Origin of the sequence: Croceibacterium ferulae, assembly GCF_003660445.1 — a bacterium.
In the GTDB taxonomy this organism is placed as follows: domain Bacteria; phylum Pseudomonadota; class Alphaproteobacteria; order Sphingomonadales; family Sphingomonadaceae; genus Croceibacterium; species Croceibacterium ferulae.
In genome coordinates, this window is the sequence record NZ_QZVQ01000004.1 from 334,145 (window position 1) to 350,883 (window position 16,739).

Annotated in this window: 15 protein-coding genes and 1 tRNA gene; 12 read left to right on the top strand and 4 right to left on the bottom strand. The window is 64.5% G+C overall.

Annotated features, from left to right (window positions below; genetic code table 11):
- Positions 1 to 325: 325 nt before the first annotated feature.
- Positions 326 to 2,119, top strand: a complete 1,794-nt coding sequence (locus D5S08_RS06870) for a DNA polymerase III subunit gamma/tau (RefSeq protein ID WP_121116844.1) — start codon at positions 326 to 328, stop codon at positions 2,117 to 2,119.
- On the top strand, positions 2,116 to 2,457 hold the full coding sequence (locus D5S08_RS06875; RefSeq protein ID WP_121116846.1) for a YbaB/EbfC family nucleoid-associated protein: 342 nt from the start codon (positions 2,116 to 2,118) through the stop codon (positions 2,455 to 2,457). The genes D5S08_RS06870 and D5S08_RS06875 overlap by 4 nt, the downstream gene beginning before the upstream one ends.
- 10 nt (positions 2,458 to 2,467) lie before the next feature.
- Here the strand turns inward: D5S08_RS06875 and D5S08_RS06880 are convergent, their stop codons facing one another.
- Entirely contained in the window at positions 2,468 to 2,848 is a 381-nt protein-coding gene (locus D5S08_RS06880) for a winged helix-turn-helix transcriptional regulator (RefSeq protein WP_121116848.1), read from the bottom strand.
- A gap of 91 nt (positions 2,849 to 2,939) precedes the next feature.
- Between D5S08_RS06880 and D5S08_RS06885 the strand changes: the two genes are divergently transcribed.
- The 3 genes from D5S08_RS06885 (at position 2,940) to D5S08_RS06895 (ending at position 6,985) form a co-directional block, all read left to right on the top strand.
- Positions 2,940 to 4,001, top strand: coding sequence for an SDR family oxidoreductase (locus tag D5S08_RS06885; protein WP_121116850.1), 1,062 nt, complete (start codon positions 2,940 to 2,942; stop codon positions 3,999 to 4,001).
- Positions 4,002 to 4,123: 122 nt separating this feature from the next.
- Entirely contained in the window at positions 4,124 to 6,520 is a 2,397-nt protein-coding gene (lon, locus tag D5S08_RS06890; protein WP_121116852.1) for an endopeptidase La, read from the top strand.
- Positions 6,521 to 6,685: 165 nt separating this feature from the next.
- Entirely contained in the window at positions 6,686 to 6,985 is a 300-nt protein-coding gene (locus tag D5S08_RS06895) for an HU family DNA-binding protein (protein WP_338322952.1), read from the top strand.
- A 33-nt stretch (positions 6,986 to 7,018) separates the two neighbouring features.
- On the opposite strand, the gene rlmB is transcribed toward D5S08_RS06895, so the two are convergent.
- Positions 7,019 to 7,807 carry a 23S rRNA (guanosine(2251)-2'-O)-methyltransferase RlmB gene (gene rlmB, locus D5S08_RS06900; RefSeq protein ID WP_121117089.1) on the bottom strand — a complete coding sequence of 263 codons (789 nt, stop codon included), beginning with the start codon at positions 7,805 to 7,807 and terminating at the stop codon, positions 7,019 to 7,021.
- 161 nt (positions 7,808 to 7,968) lie between these two features.
- Between rlmB and D5S08_RS06905 the strand changes: the two genes are divergently transcribed.
- The 3 genes from D5S08_RS06905 to D5S08_RS06915 all read left to right on the top strand — a co-directional run bounded on the left by D5S08_RS06905 (position 7,969) and on the right by D5S08_RS06915 (position 9,058).
- Positions 7,969 to 8,054: transfer RNA gene (locus tag D5S08_RS06905), tRNA-Tyr, on the top strand.
- A 79-nt stretch (positions 8,055 to 8,133) separates the two neighbouring features.
- Positions 8,134 to 8,325 (top strand): hypothetical protein, encoded by a 192-nt coding sequence (locus D5S08_RS06910; RefSeq protein ID WP_121116856.1) that lies wholly within the window; start codon positions 8,134 to 8,136, stop codon positions 8,323 to 8,325.
- 22 nt (positions 8,326 to 8,347) lie between these two features.
- Complete coding sequence (locus D5S08_RS06915) at positions 8,348 to 9,058, top strand: hypothetical protein (RefSeq protein ID WP_126665504.1); 711 nt, start codon at positions 8,348 to 8,350, stop codon at positions 9,056 to 9,058.
- A 157-nt stretch (positions 9,059 to 9,215) separates the two neighbouring features.
- On the opposite strand, the gene D5S08_RS16375 is transcribed toward D5S08_RS06915, so the two are convergent.
- A complete protein-coding gene (locus D5S08_RS16375; RefSeq protein ID WP_126665505.1) occupies positions 9,216 to 10,664 on the bottom strand; it encodes a hypothetical protein in 1,449 nt (482 codons plus the stop codon).
- A gap of 153 nt (positions 10,665 to 10,817) precedes the next feature.
- Entirely contained in the window at positions 10,818 to 12,338 is a 1,521-nt protein-coding gene (locus tag D5S08_RS06925) for an AlbA family DNA-binding domain-containing protein (RefSeq protein ID WP_121116862.1), read from the bottom strand.
- Between the two features lie 383 nt (positions 12,339 to 12,721).
- Here D5S08_RS06925 and D5S08_RS06930 point away from each other — a divergent pair, with 383 nt between their 5' ends.
- From D5S08_RS06930 to tsf, 4 genes are all read left to right on the top strand, one after another.
- Positions 12,722 to 13,474, top strand: a complete 753-nt coding sequence (locus D5S08_RS06930; protein WP_121116864.1) for a phosphatidylserine decarboxylase — start codon at positions 12,722 to 12,724, stop codon at positions 13,472 to 13,474.
- Positions 13,475 to 13,493: 19 nt separating this feature from the next.
- Positions 13,494 to 14,408, top strand: coding sequence for a CDP-alcohol phosphatidyltransferase family protein (locus D5S08_RS06935; protein WP_121116866.1), 915 nt, complete (start codon positions 13,494 to 13,496; stop codon positions 14,406 to 14,408).
- Positions 14,409 to 14,869: 461 nt separating this feature from the next.
- On the top strand, positions 14,870 to 15,664 hold the full coding sequence (rpsB, locus tag D5S08_RS06940) for a 30S ribosomal protein S2 (protein ID WP_121116868.1): 795 nt from the start codon (positions 14,870 to 14,872) through the stop codon (positions 15,662 to 15,664).
- Positions 15,665 to 15,761: 97 nt separating this feature from the next.
- On the top strand, positions 15,762 to 16,688 hold the full coding sequence (gene tsf / locus D5S08_RS06945) for a translation elongation factor Ts (RefSeq protein WP_121116870.1): 927 nt from the start codon (positions 15,762 to 15,764) through the stop codon (positions 16,686 to 16,688).
- Positions 16,689 to 16,739: the final 51 nt, after the last annotated feature.

Here is a 16,739-nt window from a genome sequence, read left to right on the forward strand (position 1 = left end):
CTGCACAGCCTGTCACCTTGGGCGCTGCACCTGTCTCCCCGCAGCGGCATCCATTGTTACCTTGCGGCCGGAAGCGTCACCTTGCCGGGCGGCTGGCGTCGCGCGGCGATCGGCCGCGTCACCTTGGGGGGCTGCTCCCCGTCACCTTGCCGCCACGCCCGTCGCTTTGCATGGCGGCACCGGCACCTTGCGCCGTCACCTTGGCGGGAAAGGGCGCCACCTTTGGCCACCACTGGCAACGCAGCACAGTGTCACCCTGTCACCCCCATCGGTTCACAGCGGCGCCCGGGCTGACTAGAGTGTGGTCGTGAACGATTCAGCAGACATGTTCGGCGAACAGGCATCCGATTCGTCCCGGGCCGACCAGCCCTCCGCCACCGAGCTGGAGGCGGCGGGGCAGGCTGCCATGTTCGGCAATCCCGCGCCGCCTGCGGTTGCGGCGCCGGAGCCCGCCGCGCCGGCCCCGCCTCCCGCCGACGGGCAACCCTACCGCGTGCTGGCGCGCAAGTACCGCCCGCAGACCTTCAGCCAGCTGATCGGGCAGGAACCGATGGTTCGCACGCTGGCCAATGCGATCGCCCGCGGCCGGCTGGCGCATGCCTTCCTGATGACCGGCGTGCGCGGGGTGGGCAAGACCAGCACGGCCCGGCTGATCGCCAAGGCGCTCAACTGCATCGGGCCGGACGGGCAGGGCGGCCCGACCATCGATCCCTGTGGGGTGTGCGAGCCGTGCCGGGCCATCGCGGAAGGCCGCCATATCGACGTGATCGAGATGGACGCCGCCAGTCATACGGGCGTCAACGATGTGCGCGAGATCATCGAGGCGGTGCGCTACGCCGCGGTCAGCGCCCGCTACAAGATCTACATCATCGACGAGGTCCACATGCTGTCGAACAGCGCGTTCAACGCGCTGCTCAAGACGCTGGAGGAGCCGCCGGCGCACGTGAAATTCCTGTTCGCCACCACGGAGGTGGACAAGCTGCCGGTGACGGTGCTCAGCCGCACGCAGCGCTTCGACCTGCGCCGCATCCCCGCCGCCACCCTGCGCGAACATTTCGCCTCCATCTGCCGGCAGGAAGGCGTGGAGGCGGAGGACGAGGCGCTGGGCATGGTCGCCGCCGCGGCCGAGGGTTCGGTGCGCGACGGACTGTCGATCCTGGACCAGGCGATCGCTCATGCCGATAGCGACACCGGCGGCGTGGTGACGGAAGAACGGGTCCGCGACATGCTGGGCCTGGCGGACAAGAGCGCCCGCCGCCGCCTGTTCACGGCCCTGCTGGGCGGCGATGCCGGCGCCATGCTGGACGAGGTGGAGCGGCAATATGCGCTGGGGGTCGATCCGCTGGCGCTGGTCCGCTCGCTGATGGACCTGACGCACCAGGTCGCGGTGACGCAGGTCGGCGGCGGCACCAGCAACGCGCCCACGCTGGAAGAGCGCGCCGATGTGGAAGGGTGGGCCGCGCGCCTTTCCGCCGGGCAGGTGCATCGGTTGTGGCAGCTGCTGCTGAAGGGGCATGACGAGGTGCGCACCGCGCCCGACCCGCTCGCCAGCGCGCAGATGGCGCTGCTGCGGGTGACCCATGCGGCCGATCTGCCCGATCCCGGCACGCTGGCCAGCCAGCTGAACGAGATGCTGGCCCGCGCGCCTGCGCCTGCGCCGGCGGTCGCTCCTGACTCTTCGCCGACCGGTGGGGAGAGCGCCCCTGCCGCGCAGGCGGAGGTGGCGGCTCCTTCCATCGACTGGTCGGCGTTGTGCGACCAGGTGGAGGATCGCGGCCGGCTGCGGGTGGCGCATCTGATGCGCGACTGGTTGCGGGTCGTGGAACTGGCGCCGGGCCGGCTGGTCTATCAGCTGGTGCCCGGCATGGGCGAGGATCCTGTCGCCGATCTGCGCGAAGCGCTGCGGGAAGCGACCGGCATCAAATGGCAGGTGGAGCGCGGCGATGGCGAGGGCGCGCCCTCCCTGCGCGAGGAGGCCGAGGCGCTGAAGCAGGCGGATCGCGACCGGGTGCTGGCCGATCCGCTGGTGCAGGCGGCCTTTGCCGCCTTTCCGGGTGCGGAACTGATCGAAGATGAACGCGCGCCCACCGGCGCCGCAAGACGGAGCGAAGCACGATGAAGTCGATGGAAGAGATGATGCAGGCGGCGCAAGCCGCGGCCGAGACCATCCAGAAGCAGATGAACGAGGCGCAGGCCAAGCTCGACACGATCGAGGTCGAAGGCACTGCGGGCGGCGGGCTGGTGAAGATCCGCTGCACCGCCAAGGGCCGCATCCTGGGCGTGGCGATCGACGACAGCCTGATCGTGCCGGAAGACAAGCAGATGCTGGAAGACCTGATCACCGCCGCGTTCAACGATGCGCGGGGCAAGGCAGACCAGGCCGCCGGCAAGGAAATGCAGGCGGCCCAGTCCGGCATGGGGCTGCCGCCGGGCCTGAACATTCCCGGCTTCAGCTGAGATCGACCGGCTAGGGCCGCCGCGACGTCGGACGAGGGGCCAGTTGGTCCAGCGCGTCGGCATTGTCGCGGCCCCAGCCATAGAGCAGTTCGACCGGCTCGACGAAGCGGCGGCCCAACTCCGTCAGCCGGTACTCGACGGCGGGCGGCATGGTGCTCTGCACATCGCGGTCAACCAGCCCGCTGCTCTCCATATCGCGCAGGGTCTGGGTCAGCATCTTCTTGGAGATGCCGGGCAGGCTGCGCAGCAGCACGCCCGTCCGGGCGCCGCCATCGTGCCGCGCATGGAGGGTGTGCAGCACCATGCTGGTCCACTTCGTCGCGAACAGCTCCAGCACACGGCGCGGCGCGCAATCCTCGCGCCATTCCTCATCGGCGCTTCCGGGATCCATGTGGTTACCTCCTGGTGCCTGGGGCGGTCCTTGGTGCCGTCTAGAAGGCGGGTCCGGTCCTGCCTAGCTTTGTCCTGAAAAGGAGATCGAAATGGCAAGAACAGCATTGGTGGTAGGTGCAAGCGGGATCGTCGGCAGCGCCACGGTGACGCTTCTGCAGGAACAGGGCTGGGAGGTCCACGGGCTCGCCCGCCGCCCGGTCGAGCAGCCGGGTGTGCAGCCCATCGCCACCGACCTGCAGGATGCCGGCGCAACCGCCGCGGCGCTGCGGGATATCCATCCGCAGGCGGTGTTCATCACCACCTGGCTGCGGCAGGACAGCGAGGCGGAGAACATCCGCGTCAATTCCGCCATGGTGCGCAATCTGCTGGATGGACTGCCGAAGCCCGATGGTCCGCGCCACGTCGCGCTGGTGACCGGCCTGAAGCATTATCTCGGCCCGTTCGAAGCCTATGGCAAGGGCACCCTGCCGCAGACGCCGTTCCGCGAGGAGCAGGGGCGGCTGGACGTGGAAAATTTCTACTACGCACAGGAAGACGAGCTGTTCGCCGCAGCAAAGCGCGATGGCTTCACCTGGAGCGTGCACCGGCCCCATACGGTGATCGGCAAGGCGGTGGGCAATGCCATGAACATGGGGACGACGCTGGCGGCCTATGCCACGCTGTGCCGGGAGACGGGCCGTCCGTTCACCTTCCCCGGTTCGGCCGCCCAGTGGAGCGGGCTCACCGACATGACCGATGCGGGGCAGCTTGCCCGGCACCTGCTGTGGGCAGCGCAGACCGATGCGGCGCATGACGAGGCGTTCAACGTCGTGAACGGTGACGTCTTCCGCTGGCAGTGGATGTGGGAGCGGATCGCCGAATGGTTCGGGATCGAGGCGGCCCCGTTCGACGGCACGGTGCGCCCGCTGGCGGAGCAGATGGCCGACGATGCGCCGGTGTGGCGGGAGATCGCGACACGGGAGGGGCTGGCAGAGCCTGACCTCGCCCGCCTTTCTTCACCCTGGCACACCGATGCCGATCTTGGCCGGCCGATCGAGGTGGTCACGGACATGTCGAAGAGCCGCCGCCTGGGCTTCACCGCCTATCAGCCGACCGATGACGCGTTCTTCGCCCTGTTTGAACGGTTGCGGGCAGACCGCCTGATCCCCTGACAGCCACGCTTCGCGTCATTTGGCAGCCTCCCGCGGCGGCACATTGCAGTCGCGGGGGGTGGCGCCCATATCTCCGGGCGAGCAGGGCGCCGGAATGCGCCCGCACTGACGGGATCTGATCTATGACTACCTATCCGCTGCTCCCCTTGCGGGACATTGTTGTGTTCCCCGGCATGGTCGTGCCGCTGTTCGTGGGGCGGGAGCGTTCCGTCGCGGCGCTGGAGGCCGCCATGGAGGGGGACAAGGACATCTTTCTGCTGTCTCAGCTGGACCCCGGTTGCGATGATCCGGAGGCGGACGACCTGTACGATGTGGGCGTGATCGCGCAGGTGCTGCAGCTGCTGAAGCTGCCCGACGGTACGGTACGCGTGCTGGTGGAAGGGCAGTCCCGTGCGCGGCTCGACACGCTGGAGGTGCTGGAGGACCATGTGGTCGCCACCGTGCAGGACATGGAGGACGATTCCGCCACCGAAGGTGACGAGGCGACGGCCATGATGCGCTCCGCGCTGGAGCAGTTCGGCGACTACGCCAAGCACAGCAAGAAGCTGCCCGATGATATCGAGGACGATCTTGCCCAGATCGAGGAGCCGGGCAAGCTGGCCGATGCGATCGCTGCCGCGCTGCAGGCCAAGGTTTCCGTCAAGCAGTCGCTGCTGACGGAGCCGGGTGCGGTGAAGCGGCTGGAGATGATCCTGTCGATCATGGATGGCGAGCTGTCCGTGATGCAGGTGGAGCGCAAGATTCGCGGGCGCGTGAAGCGCCAGATGGAGAAGACCCAGCGCGAATATTACCTCAACGAACAGCTGAAGGCGATCCAGTCCGAACTGGGTGGCGACGAGGGCGAAGCGAACGAACTCGCCGAGTTGCAGGCCAAGATCGACGGCCTGAAGCTGTCGACCGAAGCACGTGCCAAGGCGGTGGCGGAGCTGAAGAAGCTGAAGACCATGCAGCCGATGAGCGCCGAGGCGACCGTCGTGCGCAATTACCTGGACGTGCTGCTGGGTCTGCCCTGGGGCAAGAAGAGCCGCCTGAAGAAGGATATCGGCAAGGCGCAGGAGGTACTGGATCAGGACCATTATGCGCTGGAAAAGGTCAAGGACCGGATCATCGAATATCTGGCGGTGCAGGCCCGGACCAACAAGCTGAAGGGGCCGATCCTGTGCCTCGTCGGCCCGCCGGGCGTGGGCAAGACCAGCTTGGGCAAGTCGATCGCCAACGCCACCGGGCGCGAGTTCATCCGCCAGTCGCTGGGCGGCGTGCGGGACGAGGCGGAGATCCGCGGTCACCGGCGCACCTATATCGGCAGCCTGCCGGGCAAGATCGTGCAGAACCTGCGCAAGGCCGGCGCCAGCAACCCCCTGTTCCTGCTCGACGAGATCGACAAACTGGGGCAGGATTTCCGCGGTGACCCGGCCAGTGCGCTGCTGGAGGTGCTGGACCCGGAACAGAATGCCAAGTTCCAGGATCATTATCTGGAGCTGGATATCGACCTGTCCGACATCATGTTCGTCTGCACGGCGAACAGCCTGAACCTGCCGCAGGCGCTGCTGGACCGGATGGAGATCATCCGCCTGGAAGGCTACACCGAGGACGAGAAGGTGGAGATCGCGCAGCGGCACCTGATCGAGAAGCAGGTGAGCCAGCACGGGCTGAAGCGCGAGGAGTTCTTCCTGGAGGAAGAGGCACTGCGTGACCTGATCCGCTATTACACGCGGGAGGCCGGCGTGCGTACGCTGGAGCGCGAGATCGCGCGGCTGGCGCGCAAGAGCCTGCGGCGGATCCTGGAAGGCAAGGCCACCAGCATCACGATCACGCCCGAGAACCTCGGCGAGTTCGCCGGGGTGCGCAGGTTCCGCCACGGCATGTCGGACAAGGATGCGCAGGTCGGCGCGGTGACCGGCCTTGCCTGGACGGAGGTCGGGGGCGAGCTGCTGACAATCGAGAGTGTGACGACGCCGGGCAAGGGCGAGGTCCGCACCACCGGCAAGCTGGGCGAGGTGATGACCGAATCGGTGCAGGCGGCCTTCTCCTTCGTGAAGGCCCGCAGCCCGGCCTACGGCATCAAGCCGTCGCTGTTCGCGCGCAAGAACGTGCACATCCATCTGCCCGAAGGGGCGGTGCCCAAGGATGGCCCCAGTGCCGGTGTCGGCATGGTGACCTCCATCGTCTCCACGCTTACGGGCATTCCGGTGCGGCCTGATGTGGCGATGACCGGGGAGGTTACCCTGCGCGGGCGGGTGCTGCCGATCGGCGGGTTGAAGGAGAAGCTGCTGGCAGCGCTGCGTGGCGGCATCACCACGGTGCTGATCCCGGCCGAGAACCAGAAGGACCTGGCGGAGATCCCGGCCAACGTGAAGGCGGGGCTGGAGATCGTGGCGGTGGAGCATGTCGACGAGGTGCTCGCCATCGCGCTGGTCAGCCGGACCGAGCCGATCGAGTGGACGGAGGCGGACGATCTTGCGTCGCAGCCGCCCACGGCCGGGCATCCCGCCGCGAGCACCCCATCGACGGCGCACTGACCGCCAGCATGACAAATGATGTGCGGCGCGAGACGCCGCACATCCCCCCTCTTGCTTTCGTGCCGCTATCGGACAAAGGCGGCGGGCACGGTTTTCTGCCACTTCTGCTTTGACTCGCGGGTCGAAGGGGGGTGAAAAGGCGCCGGCGCCGGGAAGCCCGACTTACTGCCAGATAGGGGGAATATTTCGAACATGAACAAGAATGAGCTGATCGTCGCGGTGGCCGAAGCCAGCGGACTGTCCCGCACCGATACGACGAAAGCCGTCGAGAGCGTGTTCGAAACCATCACCTCAACCCTGTCCAAGGGCGACGAAGTGCGCCTGGTCGGCTTCGGCACCTTCACCGTGTCCAAGCGCAAGGCATCCACCGGCCGCAATCCGCGGACCGGTGAACCGATGACGATCAAGGCGTCCAGCCAGCCCAAGTTCAAGGCCGGCAAGACGCTGAAGGATTCGGTCAACTGATCTGAACGGGGCGGGGCCGCACCCGCCCCGCCACTACCGTGCCGCCGCGGCGTAGAGTGCGATCGCGGCCGCGTTGGAGACGTTCAGGCTCTCCATCGCCGCACTGATCGGCAGCCGGCACAGGGCATCGCAATGCCCGGCGATATTCTGCCGCATGCCTTCACCCTCCGCACCCAGTACGAAGGCCACCGGCCCGGCGGGCAGCGCATCGGCCAAGGTGGCTTCCGCCTCTCCGGCCAGTCCCAGCCGCCAGTAACCGGCTTCCGCCATCTCCTCCAGCGCACGGGCCAGGTTCACCACCCGGACCCACGGCACGATCTCCAGCGCGCCCGACGCCGACTTCGCCACCACGCCGCTTTCAGGCGGGGCATGGCGATCCTGCGTCACCAGTGCGCAGGCATTGAAGGCGGCGGCGGAGCGCAGGATCGCGCCGACATTGTGCGGATCGGTTACCTGGTCCAGCACCACGACCGGGCGCGCAGGCTGGCTGTCCAGCACATCGGCGAGATGCAGCTCCTCCAGCGGCGCGCATTCCAGCACCAGGCCCTGATGCGGTGCGTCCCGTGCCACCAGCCGACCCAGATCGGCGACTTCGGCATATTCCAGCGGAAAGTCCGCCGGCAGCTCGCCATTCAGCGAGGCAATGCCTTCGCGCGTCGCCCACAGCTTGCGGTGCTGCCGCTGCGGATTCATCAATGCGGCTTCGACCGCGTGTCGCCCCCACAGGCGGATCTGTCCGGTGGAAGCCCGGCCGGAGCCGCGCCCACCCTGCATCCGTCCGGCGCGCCCGCGCAGATTGGTCTTGTCGCCCCGCTTGGCCATCAATCGTTCCCTTGTTCGTCGGTAGTGGCGGCTCCTGCCAGCGGGGGCATTGACAGGCAAGCGCGCCTTCGGCATTGGCGCGCTTCACTCGGCCGGGTTGCCCTGTAACAGGGGCTCTCAACTTCGGCGGCAGCAGTGCCCTCGTGACCGGCTAATCCGGTGGACAGGTGGCCGAGTGGTTAATGGCAGCAGACTGTAAATCTGCCCGCGAGAGCGTACGCTGGTTCGAATCCAGCCCTGTCCACCAGCCGGCCTTAAGCCTCTGAAACCGCAGAAAACCGCCACTTCTTGGCTTCCGTTGCTACACAAAGCAGCTACACGGAGGCATGGAGAGCGTGTTCAAACTGTCCAAACGCAAGGGCTCAACGAAGTGGCAGGTGCGGAAGCGGTGGCCGACCGACGTCGCAGTGATTCTCAAGGGCGAGTTCAACGCCTCCAGTGGCGAAGAGGATCGCAAGCGGGCACAGCTGCGCCTTCCCATGATCGCAGCGGAGTACGAACGGCGGGTTCGGGTTTGACGGAGAGGTGCCCGAGGGGGTCGTGCTCACCAACACCGACCTGCACCGCACCTTCAACAACGAGCGGTTTGACCATGGCGGCAGGTTCTATGGTGGCTGGTGGCAGGGGCTCCCCAAGGCTGACCGAGCGCGCATCCTGATAGACGGGGAGACCACAGTCGAACTGGACTACATGGCGTTTCAGCCGCGCCTCTGCTTCGATCTGGAGGGGCACCCGCTGCCGCCTGAGGTGGACCCTTATGCCCTGCCGGGGCTCGACATGGAGACATATCGGGAAGCCGTGAAGAAGACGGTGGCGCAGCTGGTCTACGCGATGCCCGGTGTGCCACTCGGGCGCGCAGGAGCCTCTAAGGAGCTGTTTCCCGATGCCCAGACCTACGCCAACTTCGCCGGGCAGGTGGAGGCGGCACTTGGGGGCATGGCGGGTTGGCTGCGGACTGGACGCGGGATGGCGCTGCAGTTTGTGGATAGTGAGATAGCCGACGGCGTAATCCACCGCCTTACGGCACAAGACATGCCCTGCTTGCCCATCCATGACAGCTTCATCGTGCCAGCTTCAGCAGAGGTGCGGTTGGGGGCAGCGATGATCGCCGCATATCGGGAGCAGGTGAAGCGGCGAGCAGCACGAACAGCAGACCCAGTCATTAGAGGCTGGACTGCCTCAGAGCAGGAGAGGGGGGCTTGGGAGGAGGTGGGCCCGCTGCCGTCTCGCGTGATCCAAGGGGGCACCTAAGGGGCATACTGGTCCCCGTAAGGATAAGCCCCTGCTGCTGACCTACGAACAGAAAACACCGAGGGTAACAGGGGTCTCATGACCATCACCGTGATGCCCATGTCCACCTTCAACGGCACTCAGCTTACGCGGCGTAAGATCGAAGGCGAGCCGCACTTCAGCCATCCTGCAGCACATCGAAGTCCGAATTAGAGGCTGGTTGTGGAAACTCGACAACGCCGCCTGCCGCCGCTGCAATGGCCTCGCGGCACTGCTGTGCGAAGGCAGCGTCGCCTGTATTTTTTACATGGCGCGCAGCTGCAAACAGGTCGGGCGTTTGCACCAAGGCTAGCTTAACTGTGTCAGCGAAATGCAACACCTTTCTTGTGAAAAACGCCTCTCTCTCGGCAGGCGGGGACAACCGAAAAGGGTTTCCAAAAAGTACGCCGATGGCCATCTCCTCGACATCTTCTCTCGCAAAATCTTCACTGATATTTCGGTGGAGCTGAGATGCTTTCTTCACGTCAATGGCCTTGTTGTCACGCCCCTCAACCTCTCCTATAAAGCGGCCCTCTGAACTGGAGAAAATAGCATCAAACTCACTTTGATCATCCTCAAAGTGTTCAACATTGAACCCCAAGATTGACAAAGCCTCCCTTACGGCAGCTTCCAGGCGGAGCCCTGTTTCAAATAGTAGGCATCGCAACTCCCCCTCAGATGCCAATCGGGTGCCCAGGTCCGCGTACCGTCTTCGCAGTGTTTCAATCTGCTCGGTGAGGGCGAGCATCTCACCCTCGATATCGGCTTCGGAAGCAAATCGATATACAGATGCATTCGTCCATTCCGGAGCGTCTGTGCGCTCGTCGGACGACCGAAGGCGCTTATCAAGGGCGAAGAGGTTGTCTCGCAGACGAAGTGCAAATTGGGTGTACTCTTGTGACCAACCCGTAACCTCGTCCTCTCCATATCCAGCAGCCTCTCTCTCTGCAGCTAAGGCATCTAGGTGTCCCCATGTAATCTCGGGCAAAAGGACAAGATTGCCTTCACCTAGTCGGACTGATGCTGCGACCGCATGCTCGCCACCTTTAGTTGTCATGAGGGTGGTCCAGGATGGATCGGATTTGAAGTAGCAACGATACTCGGTGCAGCCCTCAAACTCTCGCCAGAACTGATCCAGCAAAGGTGCGCCTTCGCGTGTTATCTTGATGAAAGAGCCGTCTGCCAACGACAAGCCCTTGAGGTCAAGTGGTATGAAATCGTAGTTACCGCAGGATTGTACGTCCGTTTGCATCCTTGGTTTACCTGGCGTACCCACGTTACGTTTTGTGCCGGTATAATAAAAGTGCTTCTGAAACTTAGTTAGAAAGACAAATACGGTCTTCCCCGCTTTTAACGCGGCGCTTATCTGCGCAGGCCATCTTACCATAGTCTCACGGTACTGAGCGGAGCTGTGCTCCGAAATCAGGGGTACTCCCTGATAAGTTTCGTACGTTTGAAATTCGTCGAGACTAGGCTCAACAGCTATGATGTCGGCGTCAAGCATCGAGCGTTCGGAGGTGATGTCGAGCGTATCGAAACCGTCAACGCTAGGAAGATTGAAACCGAAGGCGAAAATCGTCCTACTCAACTCACCCGCTCCACACGTCACGAACTGGACGTAAGTCCATAATGTGCTCGCTGGTATCCGCAAGGGAGGTCGTAACTGCACGTCGGGGCATATGCTTTTTCAGGAGGATACTATAGCGAAGTAAGCCATCCTCGCGCTTACTGCAGCCGCCCGCTAAGCCGCTTCCTGCTTGTGGAGGATCACATCGACATGGGCGATGGCGTATTGGATCGACAAGCGCGAACCCTGGTCGTGGAAGGTGTGCCAGCAGTGATGGAGAAGGGGCAGGAGGTAATCAGCGTCGACTTCTCCCACCCCCAAGGTGCGAACAGCTTTGGAGAACACGCGACTATCCTCTTCCGTCGCGGGCTCAGCCAATGTCTTCGAGATGATTGATGATCGCGTCGGCTCAGCCGATGCTGGCTTCGCTGCACCGAGGGGGACGCTGCGAGAGACAATCCGCCCTTCTTGACGTTTGACCATGTTCGGCTTGGCTCCCTTTTGCGCTTTCACCAATGCAGCAGCCGCTTCGTCGGTGAGCCCAACCATGCGGACGAAGGCGAAAACTGGCAGCCAGAGCTTGGTCGTATACGCGAGATGCTCGATGAACAGTCTCGGCTGAGCCACCGGGGACCGCGTGACAAACGCTTCGATCAGCACGTCATCGTTGACGTGGACGTGATCGACGACTTCTGCCGTCACATCGACTGTCGCGCCTTGCATCGCCTCCACGTCACCTAATAGGCGCAGCGCAGGGGCACCTTGATCCTCCGAGAAGTGCCCTCTGGAGATAAACTGGAGCTTTGGGATAAGCGCCTCATCGATGAGGAAACGTCCGGACCGACCCTCAACAAGCCCGGTCTCGACATTCAGAAGGGCGACATTCTCGATGCCAGCCCGATCTATTCGGCGCAGGATCGAACCCCACTCCCGTCCAGCTTCCTGCTTTTTCTCATTGATGATCGCGGCAAGTTCGGCATGCTTTATGCGCCGGTTCTCACCTGGGTAGCGGAAGTATATGTCGCCTTCCCGAAGATCACTCCCATCGTCTTTGGTGCATATCAGGGGCCGCTCAGTTGCCTGGGGGACGAAGATCACACCGACGGTTTTCCCGGCTATTTCCACTTCCTCTTTTTGCCAAAGAGGCACTGGGGTAAGCACAGACATCAGGTATTGATTGAGCCTAGCAGGGTCATACCCCTTCAACTTCCCCGAGTTTATGCCTACCACTTTCTTGTCGGCATCGCGCACGCCAAACAGAAGCATTCCACCGCGTGCATTAGCGAACGCGGCTATCGCACGGGCGTAGGCAGCCTTGCTTCCGAAGTTCAGGCTCTCCTTACACTCCAGCCGGTCTGTCTCCTCAATCACCAGTTGGTCGGTGCCTTCTCGGACAGATAGTAGAAGCCGTAGATTTACGGGATGAAGCGGGCTCGCCTCCTGAAAAGCCCGGCGCGGGTCTTCAGTCTTGCCAAAGCCCTTCAGATACGTGGAGACCTGAACTTCTTCTGCCTCTGAAACCTCAGCGAAAGCCTCTCCTTTGGCAATCTCACTCAGTCGATAGGGGTTGATGGTGCGATCCGGCCTACTGAAAAGGGAGATGATTTGATCCTTGGTATGCTGCTTTCTCATTAGCAACGCCTTGATCAGCGCAACTTCCCAGGTCTCGATGTTGCGCGCCCTTACTTTTGTCATGAAGTCCCCACGCTTTTGTGGGAAGCCTAGCGTTGAAGGCGCGAAGGCCAAGCTAAAGATGCGAGATACGCGCGTTTAGGGAGGCGGGAGCCGCCGCTACGATGGGGCTTCTGCGTTCCGCAAGTGAGCAGGTTGGAGTTGCCCAGCCTACGACGCCGCGTGCCGCCCCTCGCTGTTCTGGCAGCCTTGCACTGCCACACGGGGCTGCTACACAGTCATCCGCAGCTGACTTGCCAGATTGACGGTTTTCTGCGGTTTCTAGTCGTGAGCCCGGCAATCCAGCCCTGTCCACCAGCCGGCCCCCGTCCGATCAACCGTTGCCCAGCGGCGCCGAGCGGCGCCAATGGGTTGTGGTGCCCGGTTCGTGGCCCTAAGCACCACCGATGGCTGGCGAATTGCTTGATAATCGTGGGCGCGGGGCGGCTGCATGGTCGTGGCCGTCGATCCACCCGGAGGGACGCAAATTCGGGCTGATCGCGGTTGCGGTGGCGCTGTTCTTCCTGCTGGGTCTGGATTGGGAGATAGTCGGCTGGCCGCTGCTGTGCCTGTCGGCGGGCGTGTTCGCCTTTTTCCGTGATCCGGAACGCGTCGTTCCGCAGGGCGAGGATCTGATTGTCGCGCCGGCTGACGGCCTGGTCACTCAGATCAGCAGCGTGCTGCCGCCGGTTGAACTGCAAGTGCCCGATGCTGCGGGGCGGCCGGGCCTCGGCAGCGCGCCGGTGACGCGCATCTCCATCTTCATGTCCATGTTCGACGTGCACATCAACCGCGCCCCATCGGGCGGGACGGTCCGCCGCGTCGTCTACATTCCCGGCAAGTTCGTAAACGCCGATCTCGACAAGGCGAGCGAGGACAATGAGCGGCAGCATCTGCTGATCGAGCGGGCCGATGGCGTGGCGATCGGCTGCACGCAGATCGCCGGCCTGGTGGCGCGGCGTATCGTGCCGTTCGTGAAGCCGGGCGACATCGTCGCGACAGGCCAGCGCATCGGCCTGATCCGGTTCGGCAGCAGGGTCGATGTCTACCTGCCCGCCGGCACCGACGCGCGGGTGGTGCTGGGGCAGAAGACCGTCTGCGGCGAAACCGTGCTGGCGGAACTTGGGCAGCAGTGCCTGATTGAAGGGGTCTGCCAATGAATTCGGGGACGGTGCGCACATGAACGAGGTGGACGAAGGCTGGCTCGGCCCCAAGGCCAGCGAAGACGACGATCGCCTGACGCCTGACAGCGGGGCGGCGCGGCGTCCTGCACGCGGGCTGGCCCTGCGTGCGCTGGTGCCGAACGCCATCACTGCCGCAGCCTTGTGTTCCGGTCTGACAGGCATCCGCTTCGGCATCACCGGCGAGTGGGAGCGTGCGGTGTTCGCCATCATCCTGGCTGGCATGCTGGACGGGATCGACGGGCGCATCGCCCGGTTGCTGAAGGCGCAGTCCCGCTTCGGTGCGGAACTGGACAGCCTGGCCGATTCGCTCAGCTTCGGCATGGCGCCCGCCTTGGTGCTGTTCCTGTGGTCGCTGCAGGATCTGCCACGCTTCGGCTGGTTCGCATCCCTGGCGTTCGCCATCTGCTGTGCCCTGCGACTCGCCCGTTTCAACGCCCGGATCGATCTGGAGGAGCAGCCGCATAAATCGGCCGGCTTCCTGACCGGCGTGCCCGCGCCGCTCGGTGCCGGTCTGGCGTTCCTGCCGCTCTACCTCTGGCTTGCCAGCGGGGAGCCGGTGTTCCGCGAACCTGTGCTGGTGGCACTGTGGACTGCTGTGGTCGCCGGGCTGATGATCTCCAACCTCGCCACGCTCAGCTGGACCTCGTTCCGGCCACATTCCAGCATCCGGCTGGGGGCCATTGCCCTTGCTGGCCTTCTGTTCGCAGCCCTGCTTACAGAGCCGTGGGCCACGCTGGCGGTGCTGTGCATCATCTACCTGGCGCTGATCCCGGTCGGGATCGTCCGCTACGGCCGCCTCAGGCGGCAGCGGAGCGGGCGCGGCCCGACACAGGAAGGTGCCGCATCCCGCGCTGCACCTGTGGCACCCGTCGGCGTTGGCCCTGCGGCCGATCCGCCCTTGGGCCAGTAAGTGCCGTGACGGTCCGGCGGACCGTCACCATCCGATAGTGCACCTGGCCGGCAAGGCCATGCGGCCCCAGCAGCACCTGGGCGCTGCCGAACATCGTGCGCACAGCATCGGCAATCATCAGCAGCGCGGCGAGCGCGACGGCAGCAAACAGCAGGGCGAACATGGCGGTCATCCTCGAAGCTTTCGCGTGACCGGTCACACCGACCGACTCACGCTCACAATGTTCCCTATCTGTTCCGGCTCGTCAAGGCCGACGTCTCAGGCTCGCTCCGGAGCTTTAACGCTGGCATTGCGCCACCTGATCGCATAAGGGCAGCGCCGTCACCGTCATGCCTCGACTCGGAAGAGCGGGCTTGCGGCGGCAAATTCACATGGAAGGCCGACATACCGGTGCCGTGCTCGTGCAGTCGCGCGAACAGGGTTCCCCGCCTTCCAGAGGACGAACCGGAAAGGAATTACCTATGGCGGTACCCACCGTCTCCATGCACCAACTGATCGAGGCCGGCGCTCACTTCGGCCACCAGACGCACCGCTGGAACCCGCGGATGAAGCCGTACATCTTCGGCGCGCGCAATGGCGTTCACATCATCGACCTGTCGCAGACCGTGCCGCTGATGGCGCGTGCGCTCGACTTCGTCTCGGCCACATCCCGCGCGGGCGGCAAGGTGCTGTTCGTCGGCACCAAGCGTCAGGCGCAGGAGCCGATCGCCCAGGCCGCGCGCGCCTGCGGCCAGCATTTCGTCAACCATCGCTGGCTGGGCGGCATGCTGACCAACTGGCGCACGATCAGCCTGTCCATCAAGCGCCTGAAGACGCTGGAAGAGCAGCTCGGCGGTGACACGGCCGGCCTGACCAAGAAGGAAGTGCTGCAGCTGACGCGTGAGCGGGACAAGCTGGAAATGTCGCTCGGCGGTATCCGCGACATGGGCGGCATTCCCGACGTGATGTTCGTGATCGACGCCAACAAGGAAGAGCTGGCGATCAAGGAAGCCAACGTGCTCGGCATTCCGGTCGTTGCCGTTCTCGACACCAATGTCGATCCCAGCGGCATCGCCTTCCCGATCCCGGGCAATGACGATGCCAGCCGCGCCGTGCGCCTGTATTGCGAGGCGATTGCCGCCGCCGCCAGCCAGGGTCGCACGCAGGGCGTGGTGGATTCGGGTGCCGATTTCGGCGCGATGGATCTGCCCCCTGAAGAGGCCGAGATCGCCGCGCCCGCCGCTGCCGAAGCGCCGGCCACGCCTGCCGAGGCGTAAGGCCCCCGTCATATTGGCGGATCAGAGCGCCGGCCTGCGGCATCCACACGGATGCGCCCGGGCCGGCGCCCGTTAACATTCAAGAGGATTACCGATCATGGCAGCTTACACCGCCGCTGACGTCAAGAACCTGCGCGAACGTACGGGCGCGGGCATGATGGACTGCAAGAAGGCGTTGTCCGAAACCAATGGCGACGTGGAAGCCGCGGTCGACGCGCTGCGCGCCAAGGGTCTTGCCGCCGCGCAGAAGAAGTCCAGCCGCACCGCGGCCGAAGGTCTGGTCGGCGTCGCCGTCGAGGGCCTGAAGGGCGTGGCGGTGGAAGTGAACTCCGAGACCGACTTCGTCGCCAAGAACGACCAGTTCCAGGATTTCGTCCGCAAGGTCACCAGCGTCGCGCTGACGCAGGACAGCGACGATGTCGAGACGCTGAAGGCGGCCGGCTATCCCGGCGGTGGCACCGTGGCCGACAAGCTGACCGACAATGTCGCCACCATCGGCGAGAACCAGCAGCTGCGCCGCGCGAAGAGCGTTTCGGTCAGCAGCGGCCTGGTCGTGCCGTACATGCACAATGCGCAGGCGCCGAACCTGGGCAAGATCGGCGTGCTGGTCGCGCTGGAGAGCGAAGCCGGCGCCGATGTGCTGGAGCCGCTGGGCAAGCAGATCGCGATGCACATTGCTGCCGCATTCCCGCAGGCGCTGGACGCCGACAGCCTGGATGCCGACGTGATCGAGCGTGAGCGCGCGATCGCCCGCGAGAAGGCGGCCGAGAGCGGCAAGCCCGAAGCCGTGCAGGAAAAGATGGTCGATGGCGCGGTGAAGAAGTTCGCCAAGGAGAACGCGCTTCTCAGCCAGCTGTTCGTGATGGACAACAAGACGACCATCGCTGACGTCGTGGCGCAGGCCGGCAAGGAAGCCGGCAAGCCGATCACGCTGGTCGACTATGTCCGTTACCAGCTGGGCGAAGGCATCGAGAAGGAGCAGACGGACTTCGCTGCCGAGGTCGCTGCTGCCGTCAAGGGCTGAACCAGCCGACGAACAGATGTGACGGCCGCCGGGGCGCGAAGCTCCGGCGGC

Excerpts from the sequence above, each read along its gene's own strand:
- D5S08_RS06870 (WP_121116844.1), top strand. The coding sequence starts at position 326 with ATGTTCGGCGAACAGGCATCCGATTCGTCCCGGGCCGACCAGCCCTCC.
- D5S08_RS06875 (WP_121116846.1), top strand. The coding sequence starts at position 2,116 with ATGAAGTCGATGGAAGAGATGATGCAGGCGGCGCAAGCCGCGGCCGAG.
- D5S08_RS06880 (WP_121116848.1), bottom strand. The coding sequence starts at position 2,848 with ATGGATCCCGGAAGCGCCGATGAGGAATGGCGCGAGGATTGCGCGCCG.
- D5S08_RS06885 (WP_121116850.1), top strand. The coding sequence starts at position 2,940 with ATGGCAAGAACAGCATTGGTGGTAGGTGCAAGCGGGATCGTCGGCAGC.
- lon (WP_121116852.1), top strand. The coding sequence starts at position 4,124 with ATGACTACCTATCCGCTGCTCCCCTTGCGGGACATTGTTGTGTTCCCC.
- rlmB (WP_121117089.1), bottom strand. The coding sequence starts at position 7,807 with ATGGCCAAGCGGGGCGACAAGACCAATCTGCGCGGGCGCGCCGGACGG.
- D5S08_RS06910 (WP_121116856.1), top strand. The coding sequence starts at position 8,134 with ATGGAGAGCGTGTTCAAACTGTCCAAACGCAAGGGCTCAACGAAGTGG.
- D5S08_RS06925 (WP_121116862.1), bottom strand. The coding sequence starts at position 12,338 with ATGACAAAAGTAAGGGCGCGCAACATCGAGACCTGGGAAGTTGCGCTG.
- D5S08_RS06930 (WP_121116864.1), top strand. The coding sequence starts at position 12,722 with ATGGCTGGCGAATTGCTTGATAATCGTGGGCGCGGGGCGGCTGCATGG.
- D5S08_RS06935 (WP_121116866.1), top strand. The coding sequence starts at position 13,494 with ATGAACGAGGTGGACGAAGGCTGGCTCGGCCCCAAGGCCAGCGAAGAC.
- rpsB (WP_121116868.1), top strand. The coding sequence starts at position 14,870 with ATGGCGGTACCCACCGTCTCCATGCACCAACTGATCGAGGCCGGCGCT.
- tsf (WP_121116870.1), top strand. The coding sequence starts at position 15,762 with ATGGCAGCTTACACCGCCGCTGACGTCAAGAACCTGCGCGAACGTACG.